The organism is Mucilaginibacter lappiensis, assembly GCF_050433765.1.
In the GTDB taxonomy this organism is placed as follows: Bacteria; Bacteroidota; Bacteroidia; order Sphingobacteriales; family Sphingobacteriaceae; genus Mucilaginibacter; species Mucilaginibacter lappiensis_A.
This window is the reverse complement of record NZ_JBNPWP010000001.1, coordinates 1340801-1354453: the sequence shown is the minus strand read 5'-3', so window position 1 is coordinate 1354453 and position 13653 is coordinate 1340801. Positions and strand designations below refer to the sequence as shown.

Here is a 13653-nt window from a genome sequence, read left to right as displayed (position 1 = left end):
TTAAATAAGGAGTAAAAGTAAGCGGAAGATGCTCGAACATCTTCCGCCGAAAAATCTGCAAATTTTTTTGACACGGGTTATTACTAACCCCGGTAATTAACAGATTGTTTAACTAATTAAACTTTTAAATCTATGAAAATAAAACAACTTCATAGTTACGGCTACCCTGTTTTTCAATACAAAAAATATTTACTAATGCTTAAATATGTTTTCATTTTTACTTTTTTGTTTTGTTTAAGGGTATCGGCATACACTTACTCTCAAAACCTGCGGGTAACCATGGATATCAAAAAAATGGAACTTAAAAAAGCGCTTTCTGTGCTTGAAAAGAAAAGTAACATTCGTTTTTTATACAGCGAAGAGGTGTTGCCCAATGCCAAAGAGGTTACCATTAATGTAAAGGACGCGCTTTTTGCTGATGTGCTGCAAAGCCTACTGAAAGATACCCAACTGAAATACCAGATCACCGAGAATGGGCTGGTCATCATAGCCCCGAAAAGTACCGGGATAAAAGACATCAGGGTAAAAGGAAAAGTAATTGATGAAAAAGGCCTGCCATTAGCCGGTGTAACGGTTAAGCAGGAGGGGACAAAGTTTGGGGCAATAACCAATGTTAACGGTGAGTATGAGCTCACCGTTCAAAGCGGCGCCCAGCTTACCTTTTCATACATAGGTTTTAACAGCCAAACTGTAAGTGTAAAAGGAACCGATAATGTGGAAACGCTGAATATTACCCTTAAAGTTAATACTTCAGGCAAACAACTGAATGAAATTATAGTGGTTGGTTATGGTACCCAAAGTAAAAGGGCCGTAACCGGTTCTATCGCCTCAGTAAAGTATGATAATTTCAAGGATAGGACGAACAGCAATGTAACCCAGTCATTAGCCGGTCAATTACCTGGCGTAAGCATTACTCAGGCGCAGGGAGCCCCCGGTTCAACTCCTATTATTAAAATTCGTGGTACAAGTTCTATTACGGCAGGAACCAATCCGTTGTATGTAGTAGACGGTTTACCTCTGGAGAACTTCAATTTAAATTACATAAACCCGCAGGATATTGAATCGATAGATGTATTAAAGGATGCTTCATCAACGGCCATTTATGGTTCACGCGGTGCCAATGGTGTTGTAATTGTTACTACCAAACTGGGCAAGCCCGGCCAAACCAGTGTAAATGCATCTTATGAGTATGGTGTGCAGGACGTAACACGCAGGATTGACATGATGAACGCTCAGCAGTTTATACAATATTATGTCGACGCCCATAATAACGCCTGGGTTGCTCTGGGAGGCGGTCACCTGGCGTCAGACCCTAATAGTGCCCGGTCATCAGCCTACAAGATCCCTGAAGATTTTACTACCAACCCGGCTCAATTTGGCAACGGTACCAACTGGCAGGATGTGATGTTCCGCTCTGCGCCCTTGCAAAACGCGCAGGTATCGGTATCAGGTGGCACCGATAAAACACAGTTCCTGTTCTCGGTAGGATATCTGAACCAGGATGCCGTGCTCGATGCCAATTATTACAAACGCTTGTCTCTCCGTACCAATATTAAACACAAAATATCCGATCATTTTACCGTAGGTACCAATCTTTCTTTTACCGGGATATTTGATCGTACAGATGGCGTAGCCGGTAAAAGCGATGTAGTGAGCCTTGGTTTGCAAAGCGACCCGATATTTCCTGTTTATACCGAAACTGGAAGTTTGGGTTTCCGGGATCCCAACTCAGCATGGTATCGTTTTATTCCATACAGCGATCTGATCGAGTGGCACCCATATTCTCTAACCCGTGAAATTGAGGCCAAGAATAAATCGTTTAATACCCTCGCAACCGGATTTTTAGAATACAAGATTATTGATGGATTAAAGTTCCGTACCAGTATTAACGCGAACTTGTACAATAACAGCTATAATTCCTACTCCAATGCGGGTCAGGGCTATGGTTACTCCGCGGTATTGCCCGCGCAAGGTGTGGTAAGATCAAACTATTCATTGAACTGGCTTACAGAAAACACGGTAACCTATGACAAACAGTTTGGAGACCATAGTTTTAGCGCCTTGGTAGGTTACACCGCCCAGCATGAACGCGACGAGTATAGCCAGTTGGTATCGTCAAACTTCCCTAATGACCTGGTACATACTTTAAATGCCGGTACCGCCAGTTCAGGAACGTCAACTGCATCTGAGTGGGCTATGGTTTCGTACCTGGCAAGGGTAAACTATAATTACAAGAACAGGTATTTCCTTACCGGTACCATACGCCGTGACGGCAGCTCAAGGTTTGGAACAAATTCTAAATGGGGATATTTCCCATCAGTGTCCGCGGGTTGGCTCATATCTGACGAGGACTTTCTGAAAAACGCGGAATTTATCAGCAACTTAAAGTTAAGAGCCAGTTATGGTGTAGCCGGTAATAATCAAATCCCCAATTATGGCCCTACAAGTTTATTAAGCACATCAAATTATGTGAGCGGCAGTTCGCTGGCCAGTGGCCTTACCGTTTCCAATATTTCCAACCCTAACCTCAAATGGGAAAAAACTAACCAGTTTAACCTGGGTATTGATATCGGCATTATTAAAAACAGGGTGAATTTCACCGCGGAGTTTTATAACTCCATTACTAATAACCTGCTCCTAAATGTACCCGTTCCGGATATTACCGGTTTTTCAACACAGCTTACCAATATTGGCAAAGTCAGGAACCGGGGGCTGGAGTTTAGTCTGAACACCAAAAATACTATTGGTGCATTTAAATGGAGTACAGATTTTAACCTTTCGTTTAACCGCAACAAGGTATTACAGCTGGGGCCGGGTAACGCGCCGCTATTGTTTACCGATTATATAGTACAAGTTAAAACCGAAGTAGGGCAGCCCGTATCGAACTTTTACGGGTATATTTTTGATGGCGTTTATAAAAACCAGGCTCAAATTGATGGCTCGCCTCATGTTACCGGCACAACTCCCGGCGAACCTATTGTAAGGGATGTAAACAAGGACGGTAAAATTGATGCTGCCGATCAAACCACTATTGGTAACGCGCAAGCTAATTTTGCTTCGGGCATAACCAATACTTTTAGCTTTAAAGGGTTTGAATTTTCTTTTATGTTTCAGGGCTCATTCGGCGGGCAAATTACCAACCAGCTTACCCGTTACCTGGGTATCTGGAACGGTGGCCGAAACGCTTATGCAGGTGTCGCAAACTACTGGCAGTCTGAAAGTGATCCTGGTGATGGGGTGCATTTTAAACCCTCCATTAGTCCAACGGCTATGGAGCAAAGCTTTTCAAGCTATTGGGTTGAAAGTGCTACCTGGGTACGTCTTAAAAATATCAGGTTATCATATACACTCCCTAAAGCATGGCTTCAGCATACGCCTGTTAAAGGAGCCCGTATTTATGTGAATGCCGAAAATGTGCATTTGTTTAGTAAATACAAAAACTTTGATCCTGAAAATACTACCTATCCGTCAACAGTTCCATCATCAACGCCAACAACTGGGGTTCCATCGGGAGCATTTTACGGGGTAGATTATGGTTCATACCCGGTACCGCGTGTGATAACTTTTGGAGCAAAGGTTGATTTTTAATTTTAATAACCGTGAAAATGAAAAATATAAAAAGAATTTTAGCCATCACTTTCATCTGTGTAATGGCTTGCGGCTGCAAGAAATCATTCCTCGAATTGTCGCCTGTTTCCAATGCGAATGCCAACAATTTTTATAAAACCAAGGCCGATTTTGAGGTAGCTATTAATTCGGCTTATGCTACCTTGTATGTTATTTATGCGCCTGAAGAGGCGGTATCATATACCGAGATCATGTCTGACGAGGGTACGCTTTATGCGGTGGCCGGTGCACAGGCCGATAAATGGGCAATCAGAGATTATACTGCAACAGCAAGCAACACACTGGTGTATCAATACTGGCAGGATTATTATAAAGCATTATTTAATATTAACAATGTTTTAGATAAGATAGAGGTAGCCGGACTGGATGCGGCTTACACTAATCGTGTAAAAGGCGAAATGATGTTTCTCCGTGGCCTGTATTATTATAACCTGGTGCAATTGTTTGGCGGTGTACCACTCGTTACCAAAGTAATCAGCGCTGATGAAAGCTATGGTATATTACGTTCCCCAGTTGCTGATGTGTATAACCAAATTGTATCCGACATGAAATTCGCTGCTGATAATTTGCCTTCGGCAAACGCTGTTCCGGCCGCAGGCCGTGCATCAAAGGGAGCTGCCGAAACTGTATTGGGTAAAGTATATTTGTCATTAAATAATAAAACCGCCGCTACACAGGTGCTGCAGAATGTTTACAATAGCGGTCAATATAGCTTATTACCACAGTATACATCGTTATTTGGCCCAAATGTTAAAAACACAAAGGAATCAGTTTTTGAGATTCAATATCTGGGCGGATCAGCAAGTAACCCCTATAGCCCTTATTGGACGGCCTTTGCGCCGGTTACTAACGGTGTAATAACCAAATATGGCGGTGGCATTAACCAGGTAACTGATGATCTGTACAATGAATACGAAGCTGGTGACCCACGCAGGGATGCCTCCATCGAAACCGGGTATACCGATGCTAAAGGAAATTTTGTAAGTATTAAATTTCCTAAAAAATGGGAGGACCGTACTGCCCCTACAAGCGGTACGCAGGAACTGAGTAATAACAATTTTATGGTACTGCGCTATGCCGATGTATTACTGCTTTTATCAGAAGCTACCGGCGATGCTACTTATTTAAATCAGGTACGGGCACGGGTTGGTTTAGCCGCTTTCGGGAGCGCGGGTTATCCTTCTGCCCAATACCCTACACTTGCACTGGCCATTGAGCATGAAAGAAAGGTAGAACTGGCGCTGGAGTTTCACCGTTTCTTTGATTTAAAGCGGACAGGAAGAGCATTAACTGTTTTAACAGCAAAAGGCAAAGCGGTAACCGAGCAAAGGTTAGTATTGCCTATACCACAATATGTTATCACGCAAAATAGCAAGATAACTCAAAACCCTGGTTACTGATAAATCATCAGTCAATTATATCATAAAAGGGAATTAATCTGAAGGTTAATTCCCTTTTATGATATATATAATCGTGGCAATTCGTTTCAAAAACATGAAATGCCCGTGTTGTTAACATTCAATTAATATTAAAACGATTGATTTGTATCCTGACACAGCAATTTGTTAACGGTAACCATAAATGATTAAATGCATAGAGCTATTTTCCTTATAGTCATTTGGTTTCTCTTTTCCAGTACCAATGCCTATGGGCAGGATAAACAGTTATTTGCGATCCGCTCACTTAGCCAAAAGCATCCAGATTCAGCACTTATAATTCTTAAAAAACTTCATGCAAAGGCAGTTGATGAAGGCAACACCGCTACCGAAGGCGCTTGTTTGCATCAAATGGGCCAGATTTGCTACAATCAGGGACATTACGCCCAGGCAATCGATTTTTATCAACGTGCCGATAAGCTATTCAGTACACTGGGTAACAAAAACTTTTTGGCCGTTAATCTGGGCGAAATGGGAGTTTTATATTATTATAACAAACAGCTGGGAAAATCACGCGCCATGTATAACAAGGCCTTAGTTATTTACAAACAAAACCATAATCTTAAAGGGCAGGCTGAGATTTTTGGAAATATAGGGCACCTGTATGAAAAGCGCCGCCAATATGATAGTGCATTTTATTATCAAAACCTGGCGCTTAAAACATATACCAATGCAAATTATAAACAAGGTGCTGCAAAAATATACGAGAACCTGGGAAGCATTTATGAAGACCTGGCAAAATTTGATTCTGCTTACACCTGCTTTAAGCACTCTTTACAGCTTTACAGGGAAGAGAATAATGAGATAGCCAGTATTGAAGTAATCAATAATCTTGGTGATATTCTGCGCAAAACAGGTAAGTATAAAGAAAGCATAGTACAATCGCACCGGGCCATGACACTTGCAGGGCAAACAGGTAATATTTACCAACTTGCTGCATGCAGCAAGGATCTGGGAAAAACCTACGAATTAATCAACCGCATGGATAGTGCGTACCATTACGCAGAACTAAGCCGTAAGTATTCGCTTGAGATTTATTCAATAGATGGCGTTAAGCAAACTGCCTTTTTACAGGTGCTGTACGATATAGATAAAAAGAGTGACGAGATTGTTAGGCTTAACAATATTCGCAAAATAAATCGCATCATCGCTTTTGCTGCAGTTGTGATAGGGGCACTGCTGATCATATTGGTTATAGTTATTTTTAGCAGGCAACGCTTAAAGATCAAAGACCAGAATGCACTGGCCAAACAGAAAGAGGCGCAGCATGAACTGATGCAGCTGGAAATAAAAAACCAGCAGCTTGAAGAAGAAAGCCTGAAACAGCAACTGGATGTAAAAAGTCGGGAATTATCTGCCCATACCTTAAATCTGATTAAGAATAACCAATTGCTTGAGCATTTGCGCAGCACACTACAGGCTATGGTCAAAGAAGATAAACGTGACCAGAAAAAACAAATGCAGCAAGTTATAGTGCAGATTAACGAAAGTTTTAATCACGAACAACACTGGAAGGAATTTACCAATGCCTTTGAGCAGGTTCACCAGCAATTTTTTGATAATATTAAAAAGCATAGCGGCGAATTGACTTCTACAGATATGCGCCTGATTGCCTTACTCCGCATAAATCTCGGATCTGCAGATATAGCCACCTTGTTAGGAATATCTACCGACAGCCTGCGTGTTTCCAGATACAGGCTACGCAAAAAACTAAATATACCACAGGGCGACAACCTTACAGCCTTTATTCAAAGCTTATAGTACCGTTACCGTTATGGCTTATTTCTTATAAAGAAAAGCTTTGTTTTTGGTGTTAACTTTAACTTAATGTAACGGTAATAAAATGATAACGGAGTTTTTAAAAACAATTAAATATCTGTTAATGAGGTATTTAAATTATACTGTTGCTTTTTAATATACGGCTAACGTAACGGTGTTGCCTTTATGTAACCCCACAAGTTTCATTTCTATTTGGATGTATACACACCTTTGCAGCATCACAAAAAAATGAAACATTATCCCCACAACAATGAATAAACTTTTACAAATCCTTTTACCGCTGCTGCTTTGTGCGACAATAGCAAGCGCAACCAAACTAAAGGGCCATGTTTACGATAAACAATCTGGCGAAGCCTTAGTTGGCGCGACGGTTGTTTTAGAAAGTACAGGTAAATCAACCAGCACCGGGCTCGACGGCTCATTCGAGATAAAAGATGTCCCCCCCGGCGCAGCAACCATCCGGATAAGTTACATTACTTACAAAACAATTGTCCGGCAAATAACCATCCTGAAGGAGGACAATCCCCATTTAAAGTTCTATATGGAAACTTCGGCTAAAGATCTGAGCGAGGTTACCGTTAGGGCAAATGCAAGTGGCTCTAACGATGGTGATGCCCGCCGTATTGAGCAGAATGCCACACAGATAATGAACATCGTATCAGGCCGTGCTATCGAGATATCACCTGATTTGACTGTGGCCAACGTTATGCAGCGGGTATCCGGGGTATCTATTGAGCGTAATAGCAACGGCGATGGCCAATATGCTATTTTACGTGGAATGGATAAACGCTACAACTATACATTAGTGAACGGTGTTAAGATACCGAGCCCGGATAACAAATACCGTTATGTACCGCTCGATCTGTTTCCGTCTGATTTACTGGAAAGGCTCGAAGTTTATAAAACCTTAACCCCTAATTTAGAAGGCGATGCTATTGGCGGCGCGGTCAACATGGTAATGAAAAACGCGCCTGACCATCTCCAGATAAACGCCAATATAGCAATCGGTTACAGCCAGTTATTCTTTGACCGTAATTTCACAAGCTTTGATGCTTCGGGCATCAACCACAAATCTCCTTATGAAATAAACGGTCGTAATTATAATGCCACTCAAGCCGATTTTGCAAAAGGTACGCTTGATTATACATCGAAAAAACCTGCTCCTAATATGATCGGGAGCTTATCTATCGGTCAGCGGTTTTTTGATAATAAGTTAGGTGTTATTATTGCAGGTAGTTATCAAAATACCTATCGCGGCAGCAATAGTACCTTTTATGATTCATCTGTTGATGGTACCGATGCTTATGCAAAAATTACCAGTCAGGACAAGCGCGAATATTCTGACCAGCAAAAACGTTTAGGTTTACATGGCAAGGTTGATTATGTGTTTGATAAAAACAATAAGATAAGCCTTTATAACCTGTATGTAGACCTTAAAAATCAACAGCTGCGCGATGAAGTAAGTACAACCTACAACAATGTTTACAATGCGAGCCAGGGTAAAAACGCCGAGCTGGTTTACAGCACCCGCAGCCGTTTAACCGAGCAGCAGATATATAACACCACCCTGCATGGTGATCATAAATTTTTCGATAGCAAATTCAAGGTACAATGGTCGGGAGTGTATTCATCAGCAAGAAACGAAGTGCCTGATAATACGCTGATAAGTTTGAATGGCTTACGTACAAACAACCAGGATACTCGTTTATCATTAGTAAACACTAACCCGGTAGAACGCCGCTGGGAACGTAACACCGATGAGGATAAAGCCGGTTATTTAGACCTTGGTTATACAGTTAAAACAGGCGACAATAAGATCGATTTCATGGCAGGCGGTTTATACCGCGATAAGCAAAGAAGTGGTTTTTTTAATAAATATAATTTGTATGCCCCGCAGGTTCCTGACCCAAGTTCAACTACCGGTGGTGTGAGAGCGCCGCTATACGGGGTAGATTTTCAAAACTATACTGATCTGAATTTATCAGTAAGTAACCCCCAGGGAGGTGTAGCCAACTCTTTAACATACGATGCTTCGGAAAAGATAGGAGCAGGCTATGGTATGTTTAAATTAACATCGAATAAATTAGAGGTAACTGCCGGCGCAAGGGTAGAGCATACCAACCAGGGCTACAACTTATTATTTCCACAAGGTGAATTAAGGCCTACCGGAAGCCAGATCTATACAGATGTGTTACCAAGTGCTATTATTAAATACCATTTAACCGATAAAGAACAATTACATGCATCATACTACAGGGCAGTAAACCGTCCGGGTTTTTATGAGATAGTGCCGAGTAAGATAGTTAACGAAGAATATGAAGAGCGCGGTAACCCTGATCTGAAACGTGCATTGGCAGATAATTACGACCTGCGTTATGAATTGTTCCCGGGTGCATCTGAACAATTATTGGTAGGCGCATTTTACAAAAAAATAAAAGATCCTATTGAATATACCTTCCAGCCGGATGCCGTGCGTGGGCAGGATATTTATTATACCCCGGGTAATTTTGGGACGGCAAAAAACTATGGCGCCGAGATTGATTATGTCAAATTTTTTAACAAAATCGGTATCAAGGCAAACTATACCTATACACACTCACGCATCACTACACCAAAAACATCGCGCAGGATAAACCAAGCCACAGGCGATATCGAAGCGTTCCTGGTTAACCAGTCGAGACCATTGTATGGACAGTCGGCACATGTTGCAAACCTGTCTTTATTATATAAAGACACCAAAAAAGGTTTAGACATACAGCTTGCAGGCGCCTATACAGGCGAGCGTATCAACACCGTATCGCAATTCCTGAACAATGACCTTTGGCAAAAAGGATTTATCCAGATGGATGCCTCTGCCGAAAAAAGTTTCAAGAGCGGTATAAGCGTGTTTGTAAAAGCGAATAACCTCCTTAATACACCATTCAAACTATTTATAAAAGGCACTAACACCGAAAATGATAATATCAGGGAGAATATTGTTTCTAACGGACAGACTTTGATCCGTAATGATCAGTACGGCCAGGGCTACCTGATAGGTTTAAGATATAAGTTTAATTAAGATTATTCAAGCAATCAATATGAAATTCAAACAAATTATAATGGCATTAGCGTTTGCGGCACTGGCTTTTACAGGTTGCGAAAAAGCTAACATAAATGTTGATACCACTCCGCAGAATGGTTCGGCAATTGGTGAAGTATCGGGCGTATGGACTAAAGGCAGCGTGCACGAAATTAAAGGTGATATCATTATCCCTGAAGGGAAAAGCCTTACCATTGAAGAAGGTGTAACCGTATTAATGGATGTAACTGCTAAACCCGAGATAGTAATTAAAGGTAATTTATACTCGTTAGGCACTGCCGAAAGCCCTGTTAAATTTACCGTGAGCGATGTTTATAAAACCGATGCCAATAAATTCGGCAAAATGTGGGGGGGCTTGTTGGCCGCGCCTACCTGCGCCGAGCTTGTACTTGACCATACCATATTAGAGTATGGCGGCAACACTACATCTGATGCTTCAACATCGGTAAAAATGGGCTTGTACAAAGCCGTGGCTGGTGAAAATCTGCCGGCGCTTTGGTTCTCAAACGTAAACGGTAAACTTATTGTAACCAACAGCATTGTGCGCAACTTCCAGGAAGACTGTACATACATTGAAGGTGGTAAAAGCATATTTTCGAACAATGTGTTTTACACAACAGGAATAAGCGGTGGCGAGGCCATGAACTTTAAATCAGGTTGCCTGGCCGATATCGCCTACAACCTGGTTTATAGCTGTAATACCAATGCGTTAAAGCTATCAAACACTGGTGACCGTACCCCGCAAGCTTACATAATTGCTTATAACAATACGATGATCAATACCGGCTGGCGCAGGCCTACCGCTAAAGGTGGTTCTGTTTGGCTGGAAGCCACCGTACATGCCGACTTATATAACAACCTTTTTGCCAATACCCGTTACGGTATAAAACGCGACCCTAAAAAACCGGAGGATAACCGTTCTAAAAACGACTACAACTGGTATTACGGTTTTGACCAAACTACGGTTGACCAGTTTCAGGTTGGCAGTAATGATATAGTAGCAGGCGGCGCTAACGATGTAAGGGGTACCAAAGCGGGCGACAACGACCCTAAATTTGTGAACTACCCATTAAGCAATTCTGAGGTGAGTCCTGATTATAATACCTCATGGGATTTTCATTTGCAAGGTAATTCGCCTGCATTAACAAAAGGTACCACTAACTTTACACGCCACCATAAAGCGGGCATAACTCTGGCCAACGGCCTCACTTATACATCACCTGAGCCTTCTGTATTTGTTGGCGCGTATGGTGCTAAATTGTAATTGCATGAAGAAATTGAACTTGTTTTGTTTAGCGCCGCTGGCCATATTACTCCTTACTTCATGCAAACCAGCTGCAGATACCACGGCTATCAAGCCGGTTATTATTACAGAAGCCGTTAAGTACGATACCGATGACCCCGCCATCTGGATTAATAAAGCCAATCCAGCTGAAAGCCTGGTTATCGGTACCGATAAAGATGCTGATGGCGCCCTGTACGTGTTCGACCTCCATGGTAAGATAATAGCTGATAAGGTTGTAAGAGGATTGAAACGCCCTAACAATGTAGACATTGCCTATGGCCTGATGTTAAACGGTAAACCAACCGACATTGCTATTACCACCGAGCGCATGAGCCACAAGCTCCGTATTTATTCGTTACCGGCCATGAAACCTGTTGATAACGGCGGGGTTGAAATGTTTGTTGGTGAAACAGGCGCAGAGTACCGCGATTTGATGGGTATAGCTATCTATACAGCTATAGATGGTAAAATGTATGCCATAGTTGGCCGTAAGAGCGGTCCTACAACCGGCGGATACATCTGGCAGTATTTACTGGGCGATGATGGCACGGGCAATGTAAAAGCTACGCTTGTGCGCAAGTTTGGCAAATACAGCGGCAAAAAGGAAATTGAAGCAATTGCGGTTGATAATGAACTGGGCTATATTTATTATTCAGATGAGCAGGTAGGCGTGAGGCAGTATTACGCGGACCCCAAAAAAGGCAATGAGCAGCTGGCTATATTTGGCACAACAGGTTTTCAGGCCGATCATGAGGGTCTGTCGATTTATAAATTAACTGATTCTACCGGCTACATTATGGTGTCTGATCAGGGAGCAAATCGTTTTCAGGTTTTTAATCGGGAGGGAACAACGCATAAGCTGCTTAAGATAGCTAACGTAGCTGCACAGCAGAGCGATGGATCTGATGTGGTCAATATACCACTGAATGATACATTCAAACATGGATTATTTGTAGTGATGAGTAATGATAAGACCTTTCATTACTACAGATGGGAAGATATTGCAGGCAAAGAGCTAAAGGTAAAATAAGGTTGCAATGGCCTGTTTTGATGACTTGAATTTTGGTTCTTCATCACTATAACTTGCCGAGAGGGGGAGCTAAATAGAAGCATAGAATATCATTCTATGCTTCTATTTCTGTCTTAGATTCATTTCTCCTGGAAAGTATCTCATCATTTAAAATGAAGAGATGCAAGCATTTCGCCTTTAGGGAGTTCCCGTGAAGTATAATGAATGCTTAGCTCATGATTGAAATTATTCTTTTCCAACTGCAACAGATCTTTTACCGATATCGTCATATTTGAATCCGAACCGGTGGTATTGGCAAACTCAAATTTCTTCAATGTATTTCCCTTCTCGTCTTTTATGGCAATGCTCCTGCTCGTACCGGCTCCCTTTACAGTGCAATGTTTGTAATTGATGCGCAGCTGATCATTGTCATTTGCCTTACTCAGTTGCAGTACTCTTAAACTCAAAGGCTGGTTCACCGATTGTTTTAGAATGAGCTTGTTGTTAAGATAGATCTCGTAACTGTCCAACCCAAACTTTGTTGTAAAACCAAATGCGGTGAAGCATAGTGTAATCAGCGTAAATATCTTAATAAACGCCTGATTGAATGTTGTGTGTTTCATAATATAAATTTTAAATGAAAACCCTTAACTATTTTCTGATAACAATATTAAGCATACAGGAAATGAAGTAGAAAAATAGTAGACCAACAACCGGAATAATAGACATCAGCATTTTTATCATCGTATTCCGCTAAAATAATATGGTTCGTATTATGTTTATTTCGTTAAAACCTAAAGTGGTAAAATTGGATAACGATTATAAAATCAATCTGAAAAAGCGTAGAGAAGGCAAACTCAACAAAAACTAAAAGATCTTTGTAAGGATAGGTGAGTTACAGCGACTAATTCAAAAACTAATATGCCTCAACATGATAAACAACATTTTTTCAAGATCGAATAAAAACTACAACAATTGGGCCCCACTATTTTTGCGTCTCGGAATGGGCTTTGGCTTTATGGCTCACGGGTATGCTAAACTTAGCCGTGGGCCCGCAGGCTTTGAAAAGCTACTGCATTTAATAGGTGTCCCATTCGCACATATTATAGCTTACATTTTACCTTGTAGTGAACTATTTGGAGGATTAGCGCTTCTGTTAGGCTTGTTTGTGGGTCTTGTTTCCATTCCACTCATCTCAACGATGCTCGTCGCTATGTTCACCATTCAACTAAAGTTTGGATTTAGTTCTGTGAATACAATAGGTCTGACACCTCAAGGACCTTTATTCGGTCCTCCCGGATATGAAATTAACGTGATATACATAGCAGGTCTCATCGCCTTAATCATTTCAGGTGCAGGGGTATTTTCCCTTGATGCGTTTTTGATGCGCAATAAAAAGTCAAATTAAAGAATAGAAAGGAATTGACAGATGGCAAGG

8 protein-coding genes are annotated in these 13653 nt (G+C 41.5%); 7 read left to right on the top strand and 1 reads right to left on the bottom strand.

Annotated elements, in window-relative coordinates:
- Positions 1–132: 132 nt before the first annotated feature.
- From M2273_RS05255 to M2273_RS05230, 6 genes are all read left to right on the top strand, one after another.
- Positions 133–3588, top strand: coding sequence for a TonB-dependent receptor (locus M2273_RS05255; RefSeq protein ID WP_429393884.1), 3456 nt, complete (start codon positions 133–135; stop codon positions 3586–3588).
- 17 nt (positions 3589–3605) lie between these two features.
- The gene (locus M2273_RS05250; RefSeq protein WP_429393881.1) at positions 3606–5027 is read left to right on the top strand and encodes a RagB/SusD family nutrient uptake outer membrane protein; all 1422 of its coding nucleotides are present in this window, start codon (positions 3606–3608) and stop codon (positions 5025–5027) included.
- A gap of 189 nt (positions 5028–5216) precedes the next feature.
- Entirely contained in the window at positions 5217–6824 is a 1608-nt protein-coding gene (locus M2273_RS05245) for a tetratricopeptide repeat protein (RefSeq protein WP_429393879.1), read from the top strand.
- A gap of 268 nt (positions 6825–7092) precedes the next feature.
- Positions 7093–9900: a TonB-dependent receptor domain-containing protein gene (locus M2273_RS05240; protein WP_429393877.1), complete on the top strand. Its 2808-nt coding sequence runs from the start codon at positions 7093–7095 to the stop codon at positions 9898–9900.
- A 40-nt stretch (positions 9901–9940) separates the two neighbouring features.
- Positions 9941–11185 (top strand): right-handed parallel beta-helix repeat-containing protein, encoded by a 1245-nt coding sequence (locus tag M2273_RS05235; RefSeq protein WP_429393875.1) that lies wholly within the window; start codon positions 9941–9943, stop codon positions 11183–11185.
- 4 nt (positions 11186–11189) lie between these two features.
- Positions 11190–12236 carry a phytase gene (locus M2273_RS05230; protein ID WP_429393873.1) on the top strand — a complete coding sequence of 349 codons (1047 nt, stop codon included), beginning with the start codon at positions 11190–11192 and terminating at the stop codon, positions 12234–12236.
- Between the two features lie 143 nt (positions 12237–12379).
- Here the strand turns inward: M2273_RS05230 and M2273_RS05225 are convergent, their stop codons facing one another.
- Positions 12380–12838 carry a hypothetical protein gene (locus tag M2273_RS05225; protein ID WP_429393870.1) on the bottom strand — a complete coding sequence of 153 codons (459 nt, stop codon included), beginning with the start codon at positions 12836–12838 and terminating at the stop codon, positions 12380–12382.
- A gap of 308 nt (positions 12839–13146) precedes the next feature.
- On the opposite strand from M2273_RS05225, the gene M2273_RS05220 reads away from it, so the two are divergent.
- Positions 13147–13623 carry a DoxX family protein gene (locus tag M2273_RS05220; RefSeq protein WP_429393867.1) on the top strand — a complete coding sequence of 159 codons (477 nt, stop codon included), beginning with the start codon at positions 13147–13149 and terminating at the stop codon, positions 13621–13623.
- Positions 13624–13653: the final 30 nt, after the last annotated feature.

Coding starts and splice junctions, on each gene's coding strand:
- M2273_RS05255 (WP_429393884.1), top strand. CDS start 133: ATGAAAATAAAACAACTTCATAGTTACGGCTACCCTGTTTTTCAATAC.
- M2273_RS05250 (WP_429393881.1), top strand. CDS start 3,606: ATGAAAAATATAAAAAGAATTTTAGCCATCACTTTCATCTGTGTAATG.
- M2273_RS05245 (WP_429393879.1), top strand. CDS start 5,217: ATGCATAGAGCTATTTTCCTTATAGTCATTTGGTTTCTCTTTTCCAGT.
- M2273_RS05240 (WP_429393877.1), top strand. CDS start 7,093: ATGAATAAACTTTTACAAATCCTTTTACCGCTGCTGCTTTGTGCGACA.
- M2273_RS05235 (WP_429393875.1), top strand. CDS start 9,941: ATGGCATTAGCGTTTGCGGCACTGGCTTTTACAGGTTGCGAAAAAGCT.
- M2273_RS05230 (WP_429393873.1), top strand. CDS start 11,190: ATGAAGAAATTGAACTTGTTTTGTTTAGCGCCGCTGGCCATATTACTC.
- M2273_RS05225 (WP_429393870.1), bottom strand. CDS start 12,838: ATGAAACACACAACATTCAATCAGGCGTTTATTAAGATATTTACGCTG.
- M2273_RS05220 (WP_429393867.1), top strand. CDS start 13,147: ATGATAAACAACATTTTTTCAAGATCGAATAAAAACTACAACAATTGG.